The sequence below is a fragment of the Xanthomonas sp. NCPPB 2586 genome (assembly GCF_041475775.2).
GTDB lineage: Bacteria > Pseudomonadota > Gammaproteobacteria > Xanthomonadales > Xanthomonadaceae > Xanthomonas > Xanthomonas campestris.
This window is the reverse complement of sequence record NZ_CM192981.1, coordinates 1208264-1230185: the sequence shown is the minus strand read 5'-3', so window position 1 is coordinate 1230185 and position 21922 is coordinate 1208264. Positions and strand designations below refer to the sequence as shown.

Here is a 21922-nt window from a genome sequence, read left to right as displayed (position 1 = left end):
AGCGCGCGGCCGCGCTACCAAGTGTGAGGCTGTCGATCTCGCCCGCGCGGCCGTTTGATTTCCATCTCTATGCGTGTGTGCCACAAGTAGCGATCGACCGCAGCTCAGCCCGGATACAACGGAAAGCGCTTGTCCGGGTGCTTGGCCTTCCATTCCTTATAGGAGCTGGTGCCCTCCCACGCCTTGAACGCGCGCGGCGTGCGACCACGGCCAGACCAGGTCTCGCCCGAATGCGGCAGCCAGTATTTTGCGGCCACCTCGCCGTTCGAGGTCAGCGGGCCCTTGACCTTGCCGGTCGTGGCCAGCGAAGCGATCTGGGCTTTTTGCTTGGTGTTGAAACGGCCACCGAACTGGGTCAGCGTCTCGATCACCTGGTCGAACGCTTCCAGGGTCTGGGCGTATTTCAATTGCGCCTCTTCCTGCTCGAGCTTGCGCAGCTCTTCCAGCAGTTGGGCTTTGGCGGCGGCGGAGGGTGACGCGGGCGAACCTTGGCGCATGGGCGAAGCAAAATTCTTGGACAGGTCAGCGAGTATTGCCGTTGCACCGCCCAGCGTAAAGCGGCTGCAGCACGGCAGTTGCAGGCCCGCTCAGCGTGGCCGCAGCAGCGCCTGCTCGCGCGCCATGGTCAAAACCGGGCCGATGCGCCCGGTACGGATCAGCTCGCTGCAGTGCTTGCCGACGAATTCGACCCGTGGCGCGCAAAACCATTGCCTGACGCGCTCCACTTCGCCGGCATTGATCGACCAGGCATGGAACACCGTCTCCCCAAGCTCCTCCACACCGATCAAGCCAAGCTCTTGAATTTGCTCGGCATCCAGCCCGAACATCTCCAGCACCTGGCCGGCATCGTCCAGGGTGCCGAAGCCGCTGTTCATCTGGTCCGCCATGCCGGCGGCATAGGCGACCGACGCGGCTCGCGCATATTCGGCGCGCCGCATGCCTTTGAGGAGTGCTCCAACCAATTGGGTGTGCGTGGTGGCCATGGCGCGTGTGTCGAAGGATGTTGCCACTATGGGCGTACGCTCGACCCCGCTCAATCAGGAGCTTCCTGACGGTGGGGAAGGAAATTGCGAAGCAAACTGCGCGGCCGCTTCGCCAACGATGGCGCCAGCAGCGGTCTACACACCTGCCCGGCATCCGTCTGAGAGGACGGAATGCTCAAGCGTCCTAGTCCTCGATGCTGTCGTCATCATCGATCTCGCTGTCTTGTGCCGGACCTTCCTGCACAGGGGCATGCGGCTTGCCCGGCGTCTTGACGCCATCCGGCGGGTTCGGATCGGAGGGGCCTTGATTGCTGTCGTTGTCGGTGCTCATGCGTTTCTCCCAGGGCAACAGTGCCACCTGCTCACCGTCGCTCAGGGTGCGTGAGCCTGACGTGTGATTGATCCGCTGCGCGCGAGTGCGATCGACTGCGCCATGACGGCCCGGCCGTTAGGCGGTGGTGCGCATGGCGTGTTTGAGCTTTTCGTTCGAATCGCAGATGTCACGCAGTTGAGCGGATGGAGCGCATACCCAAGCCGGGCATTCGAACTCTCTGATGCATCGCGCCTTCGCAAGCACACCCTTAAATCAAACGAAGCGGCCTTCGACAAGCCGCTGAGCCGCTGAGCCCGCTGAAAACGGCGCAGCGCCGGTGACACAGACGCCTCTCCTGATTGTGTCCGGCCGTGCAGAATGCTGAGGCGCGCCAGCACCCATGCAGCTGATACCGCAAGAGTACGTGGGGTTTCTTGCGGCGCATCCATCAACGTGTCTTCGCGCAGCTGTGCGATCACATCGATGCGCTCTGGAGCGTTGAGCGGTATAGCAGTCAGGTAACGAGTACTGCACTAGAGAGGCAGTGGAATTAGCTAGTTTCGAACCTTAGGCTTATCCATCTTGCTGCCGCTTTCAATGGATCTGCCGCGCTCTCTTGCAGTTTCCATAAGCACGTATTGAAGCGCTACAGCAGCGTAGGCCAGCACCACCGCGAGCAAACCAAACCATACGTATTTGCGCGGCCCATGCTTCAACCCCATCACACTTATGACGACTGCAAGAGCAAGCATCAGCATAAATTTCAGCACGTACAACGAAGACGGCAGCAGGAAGGCCAGCAGCAACCCGACGGCCATGCTTCCTATGACGCAGCTTTGGAAGTAATAGCGCGCACGAACAGACATGCGTCTCGACACGATCAGCAACAAGCAACCAAACGCAATAAACCACGCGGCAATTACTAGCTGACCTGCAAGAACATCGAGCGAAGGTGCAGACATCAGCGCGTCTTCCAGATACACCAGCGTCCTCTGCCTTCCTGCGATGGGTGCTTCGATCGTGACATCGCCGGGCAGCTAACAGCATCACATGGAGTCAATCAGACAGCGCACGAGGGAAAGGCAAATCTATGGGCTGCAAATCAGCAGCTACCAAGAGATACGCTTCAAGGCATCCAAATTTAAGGGCGCGAAGGTTTGGAAACGCCACCTCAACACTGCCTGGCGGGCCGTTCGAGGCTCGTGCTCGCCTTCTGGGATAGCCAGCGCCGTCAGTTGCCATCACGGCCTTCCACGGCTGGAGCGGGCGATGGGAACAGAATCACACCACGCCAACCAATTGATTTTCCTAGCTTATCCCGGAGTGGGGTGATCCAAAAATGATACCTTTTGTGATACCCCGCGTGATACCCGATCATAGCCAAGCGAACGGAAGCGCTTCAAGGCCCTGTGCCTGCGAACCTTGGACTGCTCGGGGATCGGACAGACGCCGCCGGGAGGGCGGCCGTTCGCCCCTTTGCCTGCGAGTCGTGCGCCCCCAGCGCGTGGGTCCACAATTTCCTGGCTGCTCTGGAGATCGACCGCAGCTCACATATCAACGTCAGACATACCAGAGATGAAATCTTCGCCCGCATTCAAATTTGTGAAAGAAAGCGTTAAGCGAGCTCTTGCGTGCTTGGAAATTGTTGATTGGATGAGGACTTCCCCCACAAGCAGGAGTTTTCATGACCACCCATCCCCAACAACTCGAAATCGCTGGCCAACTGCTCGCCGGACTGATGAGCCAAACCCTCTCGGACGAACCGCTGATGCGCCAACGCAACGTCTGCAATGCCTGGGCCTCTGCTGGCGAGCTGATCGTCTACAGCCAGAAGAAGCCGCCCGGCGGAGGCGCCGCCGCTCAATCGTTGGATCACGCCCCTCCCCAGCCCTCCCAACCGGTGCGCACCCGCGAGGCCGTCATCGTGCGCGAGTTCCCGTCGGTGGAGGAATGGCGCGCAGGCCGGAAGAAGAAAGACACGCAGCTAGATCCAGTGCGCGGCAAGAAGCGTCCGACCCTTCACTGAGACGGACGCAAGCACGCAAACATTGAGCCCCGCAGTGCGGGGCTCTTTGGTTTCAGTGGAGGCGCGGCGGTTTGGGAACGTAGACAGGCACCGGAGGGACGGAGACGGCAGGGCTTGGACGGGGCCCGTCCGGTTGATTCGCCATGTCGACCTGGAGGGGATAGCGCTGGAGCATGTCTTGGCTCCAGGCCTCGAGGTGCGCCGCGCTGGCCGAGGCCTCTTTTTCGCAGAGGCCTTGTTCCTCCGGAGTCACCCTGGCCCTTGCATCAGCCAGCTCCGACGCCCGGGCTTCGAGGGTGCTCAACCGACGCCCGCGTCGCTGCTTCCAGTCCCCCTGCGTCCATGAGGTCCCAGGCTCGGGATTGTTCGCCAGAAAGTCGTGCCACGCGTTCTCGGCCATGTGGTGCAGCTTCTCCGCTCGGCGCACCGCCAATAGCCGCCGGGCGAACTTCATGGTCGCTGCCTTGAAGCGCCGCAGTCGACGGAGCAACTCGTTGAGGTCCGGGCGTAGCCGGGCCTCTTCGGCGAAGGCAGCCACGTGTTCCCTGATCCACTGCAACAGGCGCTGGGTTGCTTGGAGCGTCTGAGCCAAGCGGGGATCGGCTTGAACAGCCACACCCCATTCGTCGTTGCCCTCCTCCGCAAGCTCGGCGACCGAACGTGGGGCGCGGGGCGGCTTGGCCTCATCTGCCTCCATCAGTCCCAGCCCACGGGCAATGGTCGCCATGCTGCGGGACACCTCGATGTGTCCTGCCCCGCGTCTGAGCGGCAAGGACAGCCCGTCAGAACGTCGGCGAGCATCGCGCTCGGCCTGGGCGGGGCTGTGACCGTCGGGCACCGGCATGGCACGCCTTTCCTGCTCGAACACGGCGATGAGCTTTTGGAAGGTCTCCTCGTTGGTCTCTTCGATTCGACGGTTTGCATCCGAACGCTCCGACGGCTGACCCCGCCGGGCCAAGGCGGTGCCGTTCTTGCCGACGTGCTGGGTGGGCTCACGGGAGAGCACGGCAGCCTTGGCCAGGTCGCCCCGGGCCAAGGCATCGTCGGCCTGGGCGGCCAGGCTGCGGTGGTCCACGCGAATCTCGAGCGCCGCCTTCTCAAGGTGGGCGTTGATGGTGGAAGCGACCAGCTCGCGGACCCACTCCACCTCCGCCCTGCCCGACGGCCCGCCGTCGAGTTCCCTGGTTTTGTCTGTGAGGCCATCAGGCCCGATGCGACGCGTCGTTGCCAAGACGTGGACGTGCCAGTTAAGGCCATCCTTGGAGCCAGGGCTGTGGATGCTGGCCTGCGCCGCGAATCCATAGCGTCCAACGAGCGCACGCGTGACTTCCACGGCCAGGTCGGACCGCTGGACGTCATCGAGCTCGTGGGGCAAGGCAAACTCGAACTCGCGCGCGACGGTTGAATCTTTGCGACGCTCAGCCGCTTCTGCAGCCGGCCAGAGCTCGGCGGGGACCAGGGCCCAGTCGGGCGCGTCCTCGGGAGCGATGCAGCGCGTCTCGACCACGCCGTCCCGCCGGCGGTAGTCGTGGCGCAGGCCGGTGAGCGCGTCCTCGAGCAGCAGCCCAGCGCGGTAGGCCGCCGCTGCGATGGACGAATGCCCTTTGGCGCGACTAAACGTCTTGACGTTGGCGTGGTAGATGGCCATGAGGCGGCGACTCCGAAGCAGTGGGGTTGCCTGGTTTATGCCTCGGCTTTGGATTTTCGCAAGCGCCTTGGGCGCTTGGGGTTCAAGGGGCGAAGCCCTTTGCGCACGCGTTCCGTAGGAATGCCTAGGTGCGCTCTTGCTTCTTTCTTTGAAGCTCTGTTTTTCAAGCTTTCCGATTTTCGATGCGGGCGAAATTCGAGACCACCTGGATGCTTGACGCAAGCCGTTTTCCTGCTTGACTCATTTCAGCAACGCAGGAGAAACCCATGACCACCACCAATCACTACCGAGACCAAATCCAACGAGCCACGGAGCGCTTGGCTCAGCATCAAGCGCGCGAGCTTTTAGCGCAACAGCGCCAAGCGGTGAAGGCCAAGGAGATGCAACGCCGCGAAGAAGCCAAGCGACGCACACGGGTGGCAGAGCTCGTGTTCATTGCAGGAGCAGAATCGCTGGAGGATGCCGAGTTGGTGGGTGCGCTTTTGGCTCACGTAGGAAATCGGAGCGACGCGGCAATCCGTAACCAAGCGAGCTCCCTCGGCGCGTTGCGAATGGAAATCTCGAACGCCGAAGAAGGTCACAGCACGCATTGAGCCTGCTCGCCCGCCCTGCCCATCGCGCGTCGAAGGGTTGCAGCCGCACCGATGGTCGGTTACAACGTGTCTGCCAGTGGGGGCATCCCCCGGTGTTGTGCCCGCATAGCCACTAGGCTCCGGGTGCCCGAGGTTCTCCACTAGGAGGCACGGGAATCTTCTTTTGATTCCGGAGCCTACTATGAGCAACAAGCGCCTCAAATCTCTTCGCATCCGTGCCTTTCACGCCCAGTCGGGCTGCTGTTTTTATTGCGGCCTCCCGATGTGGCTAACCTCGCCCAGCGAGCTGGGCTTGCGGCCCCGCTCTGCACGTCCCTACCAGTGCACTGCCGAACACCTGATTGCTCAACAAGACGGCGGTTTGGATGTGCCCGAGAACGTGGTGGCCGCGCATACACGCTGCAATCAAGGACGCCACAAGCGGCAAGGGCCTGCACCATCTCCCGACGTGTTCAAACAGCTGGTTCGAAAGCGACTTGCAATGGGAAGATGGTGGCCCACGCCTCCAACTGGAACTCACATCGGATGTTGATCCGTCGCCTGCTCCCCAGTGCCGTATTGCTGCTGACTGCGTGCTCCCAATCATCTCCGCCTCCGGCCGAGCCATCGCTGCCCACGGAAAGCTCAACGCAGCAGCCGGCCGATCGTTCAGTGGTCACTCCATTCCAAAACGAGGTCGAGCGCAGCAAGGCAGTGCTTTCATGCAAGTCAACCAAGATCACGCCAGGAACCTCAGGCTGGGGGGCCCTGTTTGGCTGTATCGGCGGCGAGGCCGAGACAGTCAAGTTCTTTATCAACGAAGAGCCGGAAACCGGCAGGGTCTCCACCACGAAGTTCCTATGGAACGACTGGTTCAAGGATCGCGGTTATGGGCTCCACGCTGACGCTAAAGCTGCGGACAAGATGATCCACGACCTCATCAAACTTTATCCCAGCGACCACGACAAGGCCTTGCTTAAAGCGTTCAAGGGCAAGAAAAACCTTACCCTGGAAGGCAATGGCTACCGCTTCGAATACACGTTCGACCGAGGGCCAGCCATTGACGAACGCATGATTGTGATCACGCCGATTGGATCGACACCATAACGCCACGCCTGCACACCCGTTGCCGAGGACACTGACACCCCATGCGAATGAGCGATGCCTTTCGCCGATATGGCGTTGAGATCAAGGACCCGCAGTTCAACTCGTCCGCCCTGTCTGAGAATCCGCGCCAGGTCATTTTGAGCCTGTGGTCACACAACTTTTCTTCCGACATGTCCCGCTATGCGATGGAGACCGCCCATTGGCAGGGCAGAGGCAAGCACACTTTTCGCGCTCATCTCGAACAAGCCCAGGCAGAAAACTTGCCAATCCGAGTCGTGGTGGCGACCTCTGACAATCCGACGGAAGTCAGGGCTGGCAATGCCGCACGCGTCTTCAACGACTTCGAGCCGGACTTCAGCCTGGTCGGGCAGGTCGTATCGCTCGCGGCCAATTCTTTTAAACTTGCGTTTGAGCGCACTGGCGAGATCCCTGAAAGAGAGATGGTCCTGCGCGACCGGGCTACCGTGAAATACTGGCACGTGGCCGAAGCCGTGCAAGCACTGGCCAAGCCCTCCTCCACCGCAGAGATTCGAGAGTGGCTCAAAGGACGCTACCCAGGCGAGGACCACTCAGACTTGGGAGCCAACCTTTCATTTTTGACGGTCAACGACACTAATCGGCGGCATTACGACCAGACGCGGAAGGATTGGCGCTCAAACTCCAATCATCCTCGTGATCTCCTTTTCCGGCGAGGCAAATCCCGAGGCGTGACGTATGAGCCCTTTCGACCAAGCATCCATGCCCACTGGACTCTACAGCCGAATGAAGGCGGCATTTGGGAAGCTGTGCAGTTACCCGCCACCCCGCAATCGAAAGCCGAGGCCGAAGGGCAGGATGCGGCATTTGCGCATCTGCCTCCATTGGATTCAGACCATGACGCACGTGTCTGGACCATGCGTGCGGTAGCCCAGCGCCGCGGTCAATCTTTTTTCCGAAACCAATTGTTGGACGCGTATGGCGGCCGTTGTGCCATCACTGGCTGTTCGGCGAAGGAGGTCTTGGAGGCGGCGCATATATTGCCTTACCGGGGAGACCACACCGACCGGGTGGACAACGGCTTGTTGCTCCGCGCCGACCTCCACACCCTTTTCGACTGCCTGCTGCTCTGGATCACCCCAGAGAACAAGGTCGCGTTGGCTCCGTCGTTGCTTACCACTGACTACCTTGCTCTCAGAGGCCAGACCGTGCGTAAGCCGGAGTCGAGGAAGAACCGCCCCAATCCCGACCATTTGAGAGAACACGCCCGGCGCTGTCAGGAGCTCGACGGCGCACCAGGACCATAGGTCAACGAGCATCAGCGCGCGTCTGAGGCGCTGCGCAGGCTAACGGCACGGTATTGCTTCTGACTGCCGAAACGTGGGCCGTTCTTTTCGAGCGTGGCGCAGATCCTTCCTTCGCCACAAGGAGCCAGGTCAGCACGCGCAACACGCTCCCAATAGTCGATTGAAGTGCGGAGATGCACCAGCTCGCTGCGCTTCTCGTTGATGATGCCCACCGAGTAAGCCACCGCCCCCAGTCCTAAGACGCCCGCCACGAGCATCGTGGCCGATGCGATCCACATGCGCCGCGTGCTCCGCGTTTCCAGGGACTGCTGGGCATGCGCGTAACGCCGAGTGGCTTGCTGCAACGTCTCGTCCGCATGGGCCATCTCTTTATTGAACCGCTTGGCGGCCGGTTCCAGCGTCTGCGTCAACGCCTGATTGGTCAGCTGCGTCAGCCTCGGCAGTGCATTGTCCAATACCCGAGTGACCTTGGCATCGGCGCTGCTGGCCGCGTGTTGGACTACCTGAAGTTGCTCGGCAACCACCTCGCGCAGCCGTTGTTCGCGCTGCTGCATGGATGCAACCAGCGTCGTCAGCACTTTGACCGTCTCCTGCAACGACACGTTCGATGCATTCAACGTGGCCATCATTTCCGCCATTGCGGCGGCGTCTTGCCTGTCCATGAGGTCTCCTGAGCTCGGCTGGTCACGGAAGCGATTTTGACTAACCGCCGCCCCCTCCACCACCACCACCGCCGTCTCCACCCCCACCGCCGTCCCCTTGGGGACCGCTCTGCATCGGCCCCTTGGCAAACTCCGGCAAGGTCATCACCATCACCGGCCCGCGACTGGTGTTGATTTCCGCTGAGACATCCATCCCCAGCGCCTGACGTGTGGCGGCGAGCTCCTGGGCCTCCTGCTGGGCTTGCGCCTCCAGGAACTCGTTGCCTCTTTTGATGAGCGCCTGCGTCGCTGCGCTGTTGGCGACTCGGTTCAGCGCTTGCTCGATCGCCAACTCGTTCTTGCTGTCGAGCGCGTAGAGCACTTCGTCCACATCCGGGTCGCCCGTGATCGATTTGCGCTCAGCTTTCGACGAGTCATTTGGCGCATTCCCTTCCCCTGGACCGGCAAAGCGCTGAACTGGAGATTGGAAGGCATCGGCTTGCTCAGCCGCTTCACTGGGCGAGCGGCGACTTGGTTGGTGCGCGCTGAATGCATCCATGCTGCTACCCTCTTGGTCTAGCGCCCTCTTTTGAGCGAAGGGATAAGGTTCTCCGCGCTCGCGATACCCCCTCCATTCCCGGTGGAAGCGTTCGTCTTCCCGATCCGCCGCCTCAATTTCCTGTTGCAGCTGGCGCAGCGAGCGCATGGTCTCTTCCAGGAACAGGGCGCCACCCGGGTCTGCGGCGCTGTGATCCTGCGCTGGGGTTGATTGCGTTTGTTGGTTTTCTGCGTCAGCAGACCCGACGGACACGCGAGTGGCCGCACTGCTTGCCAATGACTCCTCACGCGCTTGCGCGAAGTGTTCTGCGGGCAACACCGGTGCACCATGATCAGCGAGCAAAGCCTTTGAAGGACGGGGCTGTTCAGCCTCGGCTTCTCGCTCAGGCGTAGTAGACGCTCTGGAAAGTGATGCCGTCAACGGCTCTGCTGTTGGGGCCATGGCCCGAACCGGTGTTGCCTCCTGCTCACGCGCCACGTCTTGCTGACGGGCCGACGCTTGCTCCATCTCGGCCTGCTGCGGTTGCACCTGGCGATACAGCGCCAGGGACACCGCATCGGCCTCCGCGCTTTGCAAAGGTTGGTTGCCGGATTTCTGGCCCTCGGGTGCAGGAATCGGCAGGCGCGAGGCATCGCGGCTTTCCACTGCCTGCATTTCCAGCGCGCGTCCCGCTTCTCTTGCTTGATGCGGCTGCGTCCGTGGGTCGGGCGTAGTGTCAGCCGCGCGTTCGCCTGCCTGTTGGTTATGCGCATCTAGCTGCTGGTGGGCATATGCCTGCTGCAACTCGGGCTGCGGCATTTGTTGATCCAGCGCCGCATCTGGAGCGTGCAGCTGAGCGTCCGGTTGCTGCGAGGCTTCTTGTCGTTGCTCTTGTTGCTGCGCTTGCTGAACCTGATGTTCCTGGACCTCAACCCGCGTGGCTTCTTGAGCCTGGCGCTCTTGCTGCTGCTCCCGCTGCTGGTTGTCCTGGGCTTGGCGCTCCTGCGCCTGACGTTCCTGGACATCCCTTTCCTCACGCTCCTGCAGCTCGCGTTGCTGGCTGGTCTGTGCTTGCCGCTCCTGCACTTGCCGCTCTTCTGACTCCCGATGCTGCTCGGCTTGGCGCTGACCTTCCAGCACCGCATGCGCCTGGACCGCCTGTTCGCTCTGCGCCCGATCCTCGTGCTCCGGATGTGCCTGCTGGAGGTGTTCGCGCACCTGCGCGGCGTGTTGCTCTTGCGCAAGACGATCTTGCTGTTCGCGTTCTTGCCGCGCCTGCGCCGCGACAGAGGCTTGCATGCGCGCCTGGATATCCAGCACCTGCTGCGGATTGGACGACTCGGAGGCCGAGGTGTCCGCGTCTACCGTTCCCTCAGGCACGCGCCCTAGGCTTGGCGACTGTAGTCGATTGCCTTGCGCCTCGCTCAACGCTTGCCGGATCTCTTCGCTGCTGGTGACGGCAACCACGCGAGTCACCCCATCGCTGCCCCGCTGAAAGTGCGCGATGGGGCTGTCATACCCGTATTGCCCCAACTCATTGCGTTGTAGCTGCTGCATGGTCGGCCCGGTGATGCCGTTGGCTTCCATGGTCCGTTGCGCGGCCAGCTCCACTGCCTGCAGGGTCTGCGGGTTGACGTTCAAATCGACACCTGCGGCCCGGTAACGGTGCAGCAGCTCGTTGTGCTCTATCTGCGCAGCCGTGGGCGCGGGAAGCGCCTGGATCGCTGCCAAGGCTTCCTGGGAGCGCTCGATTGAGGGCTGCCGCAGTTGGTCGGTCAGTTCCAGCTCTACCGCCAGATTGCCACTAACGACGCCGTTCTTGCCGGCCCACTGTCCAGCCTCGCTCCGCTGGTAGACCTGCCCGTCGTGTCCTAGCACGAGACCTTGCTTGGCGAGGGCGCTTTCCACGGCTGCCGGCACTTCCACTCCATAGGCCTGGGCCCGTTGCGCGGCATGGTTTTCCAAGTAGGCGGCCGCGATGGCTTCGCGCCCGGTGGCAATGCTGTTTTCGATGCGCGCCAAGGCTTCCTGGTTGAGCTGCTGCGCGCGCTCCGGGGAGGCGGTCTGGTGCTCGTAGCTGCCCCGATCGTTGGCACCGGACACAGCGGTTTTGACTTGGCGCTCCCATGCCTGGCTCTCGGGATTGCGGTGCCAGTTCTGGTTGTCCAACCCAACTTGGTCGCTGGCCCGTGCAGGGAGGTTAAATGGGTCCTGGGGTAGAGGCGCCTTGCCCAGTGCCAGTTCTACTGCCTTTGCGTTTGCCAGCGCGCCAAGTTCCTGGGACTTTTCGTAGCTGGCCACCACAGGCTGCTCGCCGCTCGTGCGTCGGCCATCCTGGGCAAGGTCGATGGCCGCTTCGCGCTGCCAGTTGCGACCGTTGAACTGCCACTCCACGCGCGCCTTGTCGGTCTGGTGGTAGATGGCTCGGTCGTCCAGCAGATCGGCACCTTTGTCGAACGCTTTGCTCATCAGCAGCGCGTCACCGACCACCAACGCCGCGGGCACGAAGCCGCTTCCGCCCAGCGCTGCTGCCGTGGATGCACCGCCAGCCCAGCCGCCGACGTTACGGGCCAATGCATGGGTGACCTCGGACTGCGCGGCCGTGGCATTGCCCTGTTCCAGCAACTCGGCGGAACGGCGGGAGGTCAACACTGCGTCTGCCCCCGTCGCCAACAAACCGCCCGAACGCGCCAGGCTCCTGGCCGATGCATCGCCCAGCAGCACTTCCAGGGACGCCGAACCGCGCTGGCCTCGTGGCACGCGCAGGTTGTGTGCGGCCTCCGGACCCAGCACCTGCTCGACCTTGAGGATGCCCTGTTCGGACAAGACCACGCGCCCATCGTGGTGAGCATTTGCGACGGCGAGCGACAATCCGCTGCGCTGAAGCTCGATGTCCCCGCCTCGAATGATGGCGGTGTTACTGACCTGTATCTGGCTGAGCGTGGTGACGATGCGCGACTCGGAATGCGCAACAGCTCCCCATCCGTGGTCCACCCCCGTGAAACCCTTCAAAGCCCCGATTTGCTGGGCGTGGGCTTGGTAGTAAGCAGGGATATCACGAAAGAACTGGCGAACTCTCTGGTTGGTTTGGACCGGAAGTTCACCCACTGGCGTGTTGGTGTTTAAGTCATTGTTGATCAGTCCGACCTTGACTGTATCGCGCAGTTGCTCAACGCGCTTAATGACCCGATCCATCGCCGCCGTGTCACCCTCCAGAGCCGCCTGACCATCCCGCGTCGCTTGAATGCGATTCAACCGTTCAAGCATGCCCTTTTGGTATTCCGCTAAAGGGCCGCCGCTATGCGGTGTGACCCCAAGCGCGTCAGCCAGTTGAGGACTAGCCGGCAGAAATAAGCGGTTCTCAGGGGCATGGATATGAAACTTCCCGACCTCTTGCAACTTCGCCAACAGCTCGCTGTTCTTCAGCGTCTGCTGTTCGATGTTGTGATGGTCTTGGAATAGCGTCCGATAGTTCGCCATGGATCAGGCTCCTTCCTTGCTGCCCGTGTTCGCAATCAGCAGTTCACAACGTCGTAAAACCAAAGCCCATTGGACTTGCTGGGCGTGACAATGCCCGCCGCCTCAACGGCCTCCTTGAACGCTCTATCGCAGAAGACGCCGCCATGGAAAGACAACCTGAAAACATGTGCAGAACCCAGCACATCTCGCCGGAAGGCCAGCCGGATATCGCCGGTGAGGTCGTAGTATTTTCCCGCTTCGAAGTCGTCACTGATCTCGATGTTGAGCTCAGAAGCCTCTTCGTCCAACGCGTCCAATGTGCGGACGACATCGCAGAGGAAGACGGTCGGACCTTTGGACCCATCGGCCAAACGATAGTCAGCGTCAGCGAAGGCGAATGCTTCCGCATCTACTGACTCCATCACACGACGCAGCCGTTCGGAAACTAACCAATATCCGCTAAAGCCCCCCTCTAGGTCTTCAGGCAACACACCTTCACTCGGGTGGTAAACAAGGCGCGGGGTTTCGCGCAACGGCGGGAAACCGCCCTTCTTTGGCTTTACGATCAGGCGCGGGGGTATTCGCAGAACCTTCTCGTTTTCAAAGACCACCCCATGCCCTTTTCCTCCACGCCGAGCGTCTGGCTGCACTTGGAAGAATTCCCCTCTCTTGGGCTCATTGCTCATTGTCGTATTCCTACGTTGCGCCCCGTCAAGAGACTCTAATTCTTCAAGTTCTTCTACGACCGTAAAGTCGCTCACAAGCCAACCAAAGGCGTCACTGAGGGCGTTGGCGATACCGTCTTCGCTATCGCATTCAACAGTGGCTTCGGCCGGCAACGCGGGACGCTTGCCATCGGTCCCCCACACAATCCCGCGCACGTGAAACGCCTTCATTTCCTGCTCCCTGGAAGTGCATCTGCCTTGGCAGTCTAGCGTCGGCAGGCTGCCAAGGTGAAGGGGCGGGCTATGCCCACCCCCTGGCCGCCAGGCTGGTGTGCTGACGCCCGCCGATGACCAAGTGGTCGAGGACTCGGATATCGAGCAGCGCCAGCGCCTGCTTCAGGCGTTCGGTGACCTTGCGGTCTGCTTCGCTCGGCTCCGGGTTCCCGCTCGGGTGGTTGTGGAAGAGGACGACGGCGACGGCGTTGAGCTCCAGGGCACGCTTGGCAACGACTCGCGGGTGAACGTCGCAGCCGTCGACGGTGCCGGAGAACAAGTGCTCGGTAGAAATGATGTGGTGCTTGTTGTCGAGGAAGACGGCGCCGAAAACCTCGTGCGGCAAGTGAGCGCAGCGGGCCACCAAGTAGTCGCCGGCTTGGTCGGGGCTTTGGATGCGGCCTTGGCGCTGAAGCCGTCGCTCAAGGATGGTCGCGGCAGCGAGCAAGATGCCTTCCTCGTCCATCTGGAGTTGGTATTGGGCCTTCAGGTCTTGGGTGCGCTTCATCGGTTCTTCTCCACCGGCGCGACAGGCGCCTCGTGGGAACCGACAGGCGAAGCGTCCGGCCCGACCGCACCCGGGAGTGAGCACCGCGCAAGCGGCGCACAGTGAAGGGCCGCAACAAAGCGCCAGCGCCGAGAAGGAGGCCTGTCCTTGCGATTGGGACAGCGGAGCTAAGGTCCATTTAGAGGCCCAGCGCTGGTGAAGAAAACACCATGTATGCCAACAAGGCCTGCGGGCTAAATGGCATTCGGATGGACGGGGGCGATTGATGTCAGCAGGCGATGACTGGGCTTTGTAGCCAGTGATGGGCTACTGCGACCCTGTGCTTGCCTTACGCAGGCATCGGGATGGGCTGGTCGGCACCAACGGGCTCAGACGTGTTCGTCTATGTTTCCCAGTCCGTGCCACGACAAGATTTCCTCGGCCCGACGGCCGACGAACTGCACGTCCTCACCAGTCGTAGCCTCTTGCTCGATGGCAGCAGCCATGTTGGCAAAGGCTTGCCAGAAGTGGCGGCGATCAGGACTGGAAGCCCGCAGGGCGGGCACCGCGGTATCCAGACGCTCAAGGTGACGGCGAAGCTCGGCTCTGTTCATGGGCTTGAGTATCAGCAGCCTTGTCGCACTGCTTGAGACGCATCCACCAAGGCAGCGCGGAATCACTTTCGGGTGCCGGCACGACGCTGCTCAAGCGTCCGCAGGGTGAGCGACCATCGGGTCCCACGTCCGGCAAGGTCAGACTGCACTCCTGGCATTCGCCGCACCATCGGTGTCGCGCGCTATCGTGTGTCAGAAAGTTCCGATCCAGGCATATCGGTGTTTTGAATTTAAATTCAGGCTAACAATAATAGGCTAACATTTAACTTAAATTCATTTTTAAAATCGGCCACCAAACCCATTTAGTTAGCTTATTTACTGCAAACAGTACGGAATTGACTGCGATAAATCGACCCAGATCTTCTTAAAACCCTTGGCCCATAAGGCTTCTCACCAGGTAACAGATTAGCGAATCTGGCAGGCACATCCGAGGGGACACCCTGACGCCTAAGGACTGCGCCGACCCCGCAGATTTTTGTATCGCCCCCATTGACGAATTCGCGCCCTGTTTTATCCCTACTTCCATCTCTCGATGGAAGTGACCCATGACCAGCAACCCCTCCGCAGCACTCAACGATTACATCGCCTCACCCTTTGGCCTCCTGCATTTGGAAGGCATCCACATTGGCCGCTACCGTATTGACCTCGCTATTGTCCGAGGCCGGGAAGCCGCCATCAATCTCCAAGAATGCATCCTCGCCGCGCTCGACGAAACCGGACGAAAGAGCGGCCTGAAGAACAACACACGCTACCCCGCGCAGCTGCCCATGGGCACACCGTCACGCCCTCTGGCCAAGGAGATCGAGGATCATCTGGCGGACATGCGTCGCCGGCAACTGGAGCCCAAAACCATCCAGTCCACCGAGCGCACGTTGAAGCTGCTGCTTCTTACCTGCGGCAACATCTCGGCGGCTCGAGTGGACTATTACCACATCCAGGCGCTCTGGAAACTGCTGCGCTGGGCCCCAAGGAACTTGGTGTCTGATCCGCTGCTGAAGGATCTAACCTTCGACGAAGCGATCGCGCTGGGGAAAGAGCAAGACGTGCCGCCGCTTTCGCCTGCCACGGAAGAGCGTCACCGCCGATTCCTTGTTGCCTTCTTCAACCACTTGTTCAACGGACAAGCCATCGACGTGTCACCGATGAAGGCGTTTCGGAAGCCCAAGGAAGATCACACCATCGACCCCGACAAGGCGATCCGCTTGTTCGAGGACGCAGACCTGCAAGCCATTTTTGACCCCGCAACCTTCATCCCCTGGGCCAAGAAACCGCAGTATTGGTGGGCACCGATGATCGGCTTGTATACCGGTGCCAGGGTCAACGAAGTCTGCCAGCTGAAGTTGACCGACATCATCGAGGAACGCGGCGTTTGGTGCATCGCCTTCCAAAAGACACTCGACCCAGACCTGGCCGCAGACCCAAAGCGACGGCGGCGCAGCCGGCAAAGCATGAAAGGCGCGGGCTGCATGCGCATCATCCCCATCGCCAAGCCTCTATTGGAGGCAGGCTTCTTGGAGTTCGTGGAGGACATGAAGGAAACGGGCCATCCTCGGCTGTTCCCGCTGCTCTCTGCTGGGGTGAACCGCACAACAGGCGAAACCAATGCGCGTTACAGCCAACAGTTCGTGGTGGACTTTGGGCGCTACCTGAAGAGTCTGGGCTTCCCCAAAGGCATCGGGTTCCATGCCTTCCGCCACACGCTGGCCACCGAGCTCGATGTCCAGGACGTTCCAGAAAAAGAAATTGCGCTGGTCACCGGCCATAGCACCGATCCCCGCGACCGGGTTCAGGTGCTGCGCAGGCACTACCTCCACAAGAAGCCGCAGATTACGCGTAGCAAGCAAATCAGCGCGTTGGAGCTGTATCAGCCCAACGTGGAGCTGCCGCGCTACCAGCGGGGGCAGTTCGCTTCGCAGCTGTCGGATACATCCAGGTTTTACCCGTGAGGCTTGACTAGCCGGAAAACCTGTTATAGTAGTCTGTTACACCTATCGAGACACACGGAAGTGGCAGTCAATCCATACAAGAGCATTGCCCTGGACCACTCGAGGATCCGCAGTTCGCTTGAGGGCCTAGGGTGTGAAAACCTTCACCAAGTTCAGCAGAATGGTGGGAAGCTGATACAGCACGGCGGAACGTATGATGGAAAGAGGTTCCTACTGAATGTCTTCGTGTCAGGAAACGGAAAATGCACCATTGGCTACGCCGTTGGATTTGATCGCGAAACCTTCGATTTCCTCGCCAGATCGATTTGCGAAACTTGCGGGTATGGCGCGTCCTCAGCTTTAAACACATCAATTCCTCGATTCAGCGATGCGAGCTTCAAGCATTTAATTTTTTTCCTTCAAGAGCAGGGAGCTCAAGTTGAGACCGACGAGGCAAGGGACGTTTATCGTCTAGTGTGGGTGAAGGGTCCTAACGGCGACAAGCTTACAGTTAAGCATTTCAACAGCAAGACGTTGCAGCTTCAAGGTTTCCATGCCCAGGTCGCGGCATGGGCGCTTGATATTGTTCAGACCTTAATGCCGCTGAACGAGGTGTTAGCTCATCAGAAAGCTGTATATGAGGTTCCTTTAACCGTTACGCAGATAAAGCAAGATCTGGAAAGCCGAATTCCACATGTCCATGACCGATTAAGGGAAGAGGTGCGGGTTCAGCTGTCTTCAGCTTTGGCGCTTACGAAGGTGGGCGTTTGTCTCGAAGATCATTCGGCCATCGCCTTTTCAGCGCTTCGAGGCCTCGAAGGCTACTGCTTCCAGCTCTTGGCCGAAGAAGTTAAGGTTCAGCTTGAAAGCAAGTGCAAGTTGGGTGAGTTCTTTGATACAACAGGCTCTTCACCATCGCTACTTACCATCTACCATGGGACGGCAACGCCCCAGGTTCAGGGCAAGTTAGTTGAGTGCTACGCACTTTGGCGGGATCAGCGTCACAGGTTGTTCCACATGGATGCACAAGGCGTCAATTCTCGTGTTCTTGAGTCTCGCGATGTTGCTGTTGCGCTCGTTAACGATGTTTTAGATACCATTGAAGTTGCTCACCAACACATTGAAGGAACTAAGGAAGGCACATGAAAAACTTTGTTGTTCTTCACTCGCCTACTGAGGCTTTCGCTGTTGTCGTGATGTCCACGGGTGCATCCCTTCCTCAAGAAAATCTTGAGGAAGTAGCGCAAGAGCTGCGCCAGCGCCATGTCAATGGCGAAGTTGTATTCGACCTACTGACGTCAAACGGATCCAAAACCCGACGCTACTTCTCAACCGGTTTTGATGGCAGAGAGTTTGTCCCTGGTGCGTATCTAAAGCGCGTGCAAGCTGACGTTGCTTTACGAGAAGCGGCTGCAAAATATATGCATGAGCACGTGTCTGAGTTTGACCTAAAATTGCTCACACCTGCGATGCGCTATGCCGCTAGGCAAGGCATCCCTCTCTGATTTGATAAGCATGCGCTGGACCATTTCGGTCCGGCGCATACTCCAGACTAGATGTATCTTTATTTCCAGGCCAAAACCTTGCGCGATTTCATGTCTCCGCGGGCGCGAACATAAGCTTCGCCCTTCTTGAGGGAGGTCAAAGACGCCCCTGCCCCCAAGATGCGCTTGACCGAAGCCTCTCGTGCATTTGTTCCAAAGCACACGAGAAGCCCCATCTCCGACAAGAAATCGTCGTCCTCGCCTTCGAAATCGTCCGGCTTCTGCGAGATGAGCATGACGGCCGCACCCTTCGAACGGCCAAGCCGGATGAGGTTCGATAAACCTGGGAGCCTGGCTTCCAGAGCGCGGTGAGCCTCATCGATGACACACAAAATGCGCAGCGAACGATTGCCTTCGGCATCGGTGTCCGAATCTTGCTTAGAGTTGATAAAGCGCTCCAAGGCATCCGTCAGCAACGCCACAACCGTCACTCGAACGAGTTCTGGGACACTGGCGGGCAACGAGATGATCCAAGACCGGGAAAAGAACTCCTCTGGCGTCATCTTGGGCTCAAATAGCGGAAGCCTGCACAGATCCACCAGCATGGAGACTGCGCCATCTTCCTTGACCCCGGCAGACGCGTAGACGTCCTCAAGACACTCTTTCACGTATTCCAGCGTGCAGGGATGGCGAGTGCGCAACGCCTCTTCCAATGCATCATTGAGCCTGCGGCGCTGCTGGTCTCCCAGCTTGTTTTGCTTGAGATTGCTCAGGCTGTCTCGCAAGCGTTGTGCGGTATTGACTACTCCATGCTTGCTGTTGTCTGACAGGGCAAACACGTCCAACGGAATAGTGATGTTCGGCGGCGAAAGAACGACCGCGCCGAAGGCTTTGTCCAACGCGTTGTGCTTGTCCGCCATGTCCCCCTTGAAGTCGAACGCCAACAACGGGACGTTAGTCTGCTCAGCGATAGACCTCAATACAAAAGCAGCCGTCCGGGTCTTACCACTGCCCACGCCGCCCATGAAAGCGCTATGAGGACTACCTCCTGGAGCATTGAGCGTCCAAATGACCTCTTCATTGTTCGAAACGTCGTGACCGATCTCACCCATGCGCACTGGCACCGGGCCGCGCGATATCTCTGCCACGACTGGGGAAGTTCCACTACGACGCTTTTCCGTCACCTCTGGCAGAGCACTCTCAGCCAGACGGCGCCAGAACTCGGAATTGTCGCCATCTGAAGCATCGAGCTCCTCAGACAGAATCTTCATGCCTCTGGCCCAGTGTCTCTGGACGACGCTTTGCAGATCCTTGATGGTGAGCGAACTGCCAGCATGCTCGATAAGGAGCGACACCCAACTGGCTAGGTCGGCCCCCGTCCCAAACAGCACATCGCCCTTGATAACCCGGCCCACCTCGCCCTCCACCTTGGAGGGCAGCGCAGGTATGGCCAAAGAGCGGGCTAATGCCAGTCTTGCAGGGATGTTGAAGGACCCGAACCCAAGTCGATCTTTGACTCGCTGAGACAGTTCATCCGTGTCAGCAGTCGAGCGAAAAGCCGTGCCGGCAATCACTTCTAGGGTCAGATAGTCGTTTGTTCCATTGGTCATCTCAGACTCCCTGCCCGTCAAAATAGCCTTCCTCGCACCAGCTACGAGCCACGCCACCCTCTACCTTGTTTCGGATAATGTAGAACTTGGACACCTTGGCGCGTATCGCGGCAAGGAACTGACCAACCACTTCTGTATCCGTAGAGATCAGGATGACCTGCCCTTTGCGGCTGGTGATGTGTTTCAGCACGTTCAGTCGATGGTTCTCGTCCAGACGACCCAACGGGGTGTCCACAACTAATGGGAAGGTGCGCTCGGACACTTCAGCGATGGCTGAAAAAAGTGCTTGGGTGAAGATTTGCTTTTCGCCGGCCGACAGGTCGTATTGACGTAGATCTCGGCCGTCTGGAGAGGCCAGTTCAACAGCGCCGTCCTCATTGATTGTGACGTCCCGCAAGTAGTCACTGCGGTGAGCCATGGCACGAATGCCACGGGTCATCGCCTCCGCCACGGCGTCGGACTGCAAGGGCCACGCTTCTTCAACCAAATTCCCCAGCATCTCCGCGACCTTTTCAGCACGACCAGCCAACTGCGCCGGCCGCTCTGATTGGTCCAGATGTCCAGTCAAGCGACCCAGCTCGCGCCGCTTCTGTTCCAAGTCGGCTCCACGAGACTTGACCATATTGGTCAGCGATCCGCGCTCTTCGCGCATCAGGCCCACCTTTGTGTTCACTTCGTTTAGCTGGTCGCGCTTTTCTTCGACCTGAGGCGTGGCTCCCTCCGTCGAACGGATGACAGCAGAGACTTCACGCAGCTTGGCTGAGCTGCTCTCCATGGTCTCAAGCAGCTCCACGATGCTTGCTGAGGAGACCGCCTTTGCATCGCGAAGACGATCCAAGACTCGCTGGAGCATTGGGCCGCGGGCGTGCGCATGCCTGAAAGAATCGGCCACATCGCCCGGGGGCGGGAACCACAACCGCTCCAAAGCCTTTTCCACGGCCGCGCGGACGCCAGCCACCTGGCGCTCAAGAAGCTCGGGCTCCACCGTCGGCAACTGCTCGTTCAAGAACTCAAGGACGCTGGCGGTACGGTCGTCACGTTGAGAAAGCGCAGCTTCCCACTGGTCCAGACGCGCCTCTTGGTCAAGGCGGCCCTCAACCTTTGAAAGCAATAGGCCGCCAGCAAGCGCGAGCGGTAGATCTGACTGCGCTGCGGTGACCAGCTGGTCCTGTGCAGAGTTGTAGCGCTTTTCATAGTCGGCCTGCTCACGGGTGAGCTCTTCTAGCTGGGCTCTGGTGCCTGCCCCGTAGCCAAGTTCTCGCGTCAACGAATCGCGCAATGTTTCGCTGTCGCGGATTTCGTTCTCAATGGCCTGCAGCCGCTCTTCGTAGCGCGCCAGCTCTTCTTCCATGCTGCCGACCGCCGAATCCAGCTCGGCGATGGCCTCATTGCTGACCCCTTTCGGGACCTGGCTGCGCTTGGTGTTTGCATAGGTGCGAAGGTCCTTTTGCAACTGCTTGAGCCAGTTCAAGCCAAGCAGCCCTTCGATGCCCTCCCGCACCTGGGAACCCATGTCTCGTTCGGCATACACGGCGGCTGACTCGCCGTCGAAGAGGAAGAACCCTGCCAACGACGTGGGAATGAAGGTCTTGGAAACCCAGTCTCGATACCAGCCTTCAACGTCATGCTCGGTTCGACCGGGCCCAATGACCCGTCGACCAATGCCTTGGAAAATCTTGAGTTGCTCGGCTGACTCTCCAGCTTTCAGCTTGCCTTGGTCGTTGAAATACCAAGTCCTCTCAATCCAAATCGGATCGCCGCCATCATCGATGAACTTCAGCTCGATACGGCAAGAAGAACGGCCATTTGCAAGCGCATTACCGAAGAGGGCGCGCTCCATGAACTCTTTGAATGACTGTGCCCGCCCTTGTTCGTCGCTGGCAACGCCCGCGCGCAGTACCAATCGCAAGCCATCGCGGCCAAACAGGCCCAATGCCAATGCCTCAAACAGCGATGTCTTACCAAACCCGTTGCGGCCGCCGATGACAACGACGTTTTTCGTCTTGCCGGGCGTAGGAAACTCAAAGGTAGCAGACTCGAAAGCCTTCCAGTCTCGCAGACTGATCGACTCAAGGTGCATTGTCGGCCTCCTCTTCATACGTCTCACCCAGCACTTCGTCGAAGGCCTCCCAGAGGCCATGACGGCGCTGCATCGTGCTCTTGTCGACAACCTCTTCAACGAGCCTGCGGAGGTCGTTCACTGGCAAGCCGATCTGACGGCAGTGTTTACGAATTAACTTGTTGCCCGCCTCTTGGGCGAAAAGCGTTACGACATCACGTGGCATCTAAATCTC

At 59.8% G+C, this 21922-nt stretch carries 22 protein-coding genes; 9 read left to right on the top strand and 13 right to left on the bottom strand.

Annotation, left to right across the window (positions count from 1 at the left end):
- Positions 1-104: 104 nt before the first annotated feature.
- The 3 genes from ACCQ09_RS05195 to ACCQ09_RS05185 all read right to left on the bottom strand — a co-directional run bounded on the left by ACCQ09_RS05195 (position 105) and on the right by ACCQ09_RS05185 (position 1314).
- Positions 105-497, bottom strand: coding sequence for an H-NS histone family protein (locus tag ACCQ09_RS05195; RefSeq protein WP_012437593.1), 393 nt, complete (start codon positions 495-497; stop codon positions 105-107).
- 90 nt (positions 498-587) lie between these two features.
- Entirely contained in the window at positions 588-983 is a 396-nt protein-coding gene (locus tag ACCQ09_RS05190) for a hypothetical protein (RefSeq protein ID WP_042594933.1), read from the bottom strand.
- Positions 984-1167: 184 nt separating this feature from the next.
- Positions 1168-1314: a hypothetical protein gene (locus tag ACCQ09_RS05185; RefSeq protein WP_040940792.1), complete on the bottom strand. Its 147-nt coding sequence runs from the start codon at positions 1312-1314 to the stop codon at positions 1168-1170.
- A gap of 63 nt (positions 1315-1377) precedes the next feature.
- Here ACCQ09_RS05185 and ACCQ09_RS05180 point away from each other — a divergent pair, with 63 nt between their 5' ends.
- Entirely contained in the window at positions 1378-1608 is a 231-nt protein-coding gene (locus ACCQ09_RS05180; protein WP_162866361.1) for a hypothetical protein, read from the top strand.
- A 242-nt stretch (positions 1609-1850) separates the two neighbouring features.
- Here the strand turns inward: ACCQ09_RS05180 and ACCQ09_RS05175 are convergent, their stop codons facing one another.
- Positions 1851-2279 (bottom strand): hypothetical protein, encoded by a 429-nt coding sequence (locus ACCQ09_RS05175; protein WP_012437589.1) that lies wholly within the window; start codon positions 2277-2279, stop codon positions 1851-1853.
- Between the two features lie 701 nt (positions 2280-2980).
- Here ACCQ09_RS05175 and ACCQ09_RS05170 point away from each other — a divergent pair.
- Complete coding sequence (locus ACCQ09_RS05170) at positions 2981-3322, top strand: hypothetical protein (protein WP_040940791.1); 342 nt, start codon at positions 2981-2983, stop codon at positions 3320-3322.
- A 52-nt stretch (positions 3323-3374) separates the two neighbouring features.
- On the opposite strand, the gene ACCQ09_RS05165 is transcribed toward ACCQ09_RS05170, so the two are convergent.
- Positions 3375-4970, bottom strand: a complete 1596-nt coding sequence (locus ACCQ09_RS05165; protein ID WP_040940790.1) for a MobA/MobL family protein — start codon at positions 4968-4970, stop codon at positions 3375-3377.
- A 266-nt stretch (positions 4971-5236) separates the two neighbouring features.
- Between ACCQ09_RS05165 and ACCQ09_RS05160 the strand changes: the two genes are divergently transcribed.
- From ACCQ09_RS05160 to ACCQ09_RS05145, 4 genes are all read left to right on the top strand, one after another.
- Complete coding sequence (locus tag ACCQ09_RS05160) at positions 5237-5563, top strand: hypothetical protein (protein ID WP_040940789.1); 327 nt, start codon at positions 5237-5239, stop codon at positions 5561-5563.
- Between the two features lie 181 nt (positions 5564-5744).
- Complete coding sequence (locus ACCQ09_RS05155; RefSeq protein WP_078515451.1) at positions 5745-6095, top strand: HNH endonuclease; 351 nt, start codon at positions 5745-5747, stop codon at positions 6093-6095.
- Entirely contained in the window at positions 6089-6649 is a 561-nt protein-coding gene (locus ACCQ09_RS05150) for a hypothetical protein (protein WP_040942250.1), read from the top strand. The genes ACCQ09_RS05155 and ACCQ09_RS05150 overlap by 7 nt, the downstream gene beginning before the upstream one ends.
- A 47-nt stretch (positions 6650-6696) precedes the next feature.
- Positions 6697-7932 carry an HNH endonuclease gene (locus tag ACCQ09_RS05145; protein ID WP_040940788.1) on the top strand — a complete coding sequence of 412 codons (1236 nt, stop codon included), beginning with the start codon at positions 6697-6699 and terminating at the stop codon, positions 7930-7932.
- 11 nt (positions 7933-7943) lie between these two features.
- Here the strand turns inward: ACCQ09_RS05145 and ACCQ09_RS05140 are convergent, their stop codons facing one another.
- The 5 genes from ACCQ09_RS05140 to ACCQ09_RS05120 all read right to left on the bottom strand — a co-directional run bounded on the left by ACCQ09_RS05140 (position 7944) and on the right by ACCQ09_RS05120 (position 14609).
- A complete protein-coding gene (locus tag ACCQ09_RS05140; RefSeq protein WP_197708550.1) occupies positions 7944-8570 on the bottom strand; it encodes a hypothetical protein in 627 nt (208 codons plus the stop codon).
- Between the two features lie 64 nt (positions 8571-8634).
- Positions 8635-12591: an MAP7 domain-containing protein gene (locus ACCQ09_RS05135; RefSeq protein WP_040940787.1), complete on the bottom strand. Its 3957-nt coding sequence runs from the start codon at positions 12589-12591 to the stop codon at positions 8635-8637.
- Between the two features lie 35 nt (positions 12592-12626).
- Complete coding sequence (locus tag ACCQ09_RS05130; RefSeq protein WP_040942248.1) at positions 12627-13256, bottom strand: DUF1629 domain-containing protein; 630 nt, start codon at positions 13254-13256, stop codon at positions 12627-12629.
- A gap of 280 nt (positions 13257-13536) precedes the next feature.
- Positions 13537-14016, bottom strand: coding sequence for a JAB domain-containing protein (locus tag ACCQ09_RS05125; protein ID WP_040940786.1), 480 nt, complete (start codon positions 14014-14016; stop codon positions 13537-13539).
- Between the two features lie 368 nt (positions 14017-14384).
- Complete coding sequence (locus ACCQ09_RS05120; RefSeq protein WP_040940785.1) at positions 14385-14609, bottom strand: hypothetical protein; 225 nt, start codon at positions 14607-14609, stop codon at positions 14385-14387.
- A 545-nt stretch (positions 14610-15154) separates the two neighbouring features.
- Here ACCQ09_RS05120 and ACCQ09_RS05115 point away from each other — a divergent pair.
- The 3 genes from ACCQ09_RS05115 (at position 15155) to ACCQ09_RS05105 (ending at position 18039) form a co-directional block, all read left to right on the top strand.
- On the top strand, positions 15155-16555 hold the full coding sequence (locus ACCQ09_RS05115; RefSeq protein ID WP_040940784.1) for a site-specific integrase: 1401 nt from the start codon (positions 15155-15157) through the stop codon (positions 16553-16555).
- 225 nt (positions 16556-16780) lie between these two features.
- A complete protein-coding gene (locus ACCQ09_RS05110; RefSeq protein ID WP_372386272.1) occupies positions 16781-17680 on the top strand; it encodes a type II toxin-antitoxin system RnlA family toxin in 900 nt (299 codons plus the stop codon).
- Positions 17677-18039 carry a type II toxin-antitoxin system RnlB family antitoxin gene (locus tag ACCQ09_RS05105; protein WP_080640037.1) on the top strand — a complete coding sequence of 121 codons (363 nt, stop codon included), beginning with the start codon at positions 17677-17679 and terminating at the stop codon, positions 18037-18039. Before ACCQ09_RS05110 ends, ACCQ09_RS05105 begins: the two co-directional genes overlap by 4 nt.
- A gap of 59 nt (positions 18040-18098) precedes the next feature.
- Here ACCQ09_RS05105 and ACCQ09_RS05100 read toward each other — a convergent pair whose 3' ends face one another.
- From ACCQ09_RS05100 to ACCQ09_RS05090, 3 genes are read right to left on the bottom strand one after another with little or no spacing between them, the layout of a single operon-like run.
- A complete protein-coding gene (locus tag ACCQ09_RS05100; protein WP_040940783.1) occupies positions 18099-19628 on the bottom strand; it encodes a DndE family protein in 1530 nt (509 codons plus the stop codon).
- Between the two features lies 1 nt (position 19629).
- A complete protein-coding gene (gene dndD / locus ACCQ09_RS05095) occupies positions 19630-21708 on the bottom strand; it encodes a DNA sulfur modification protein DndD (protein WP_014090893.1) in 2079 nt (692 codons plus the stop codon).
- The gene (locus ACCQ09_RS05090; RefSeq protein WP_014090894.1) at positions 21698-21913 is read right to left on the bottom strand and encodes a DNA modification system-associated small protein; all 216 of its coding nucleotides are present in this window, start codon (positions 21911-21913) and stop codon (positions 21698-21700) included. The genes dndD and ACCQ09_RS05090 overlap by 11 nt, the downstream gene beginning before the upstream one ends.
- Between the last annotated feature and the right edge of the window lie 9 nt (positions 21914-21922).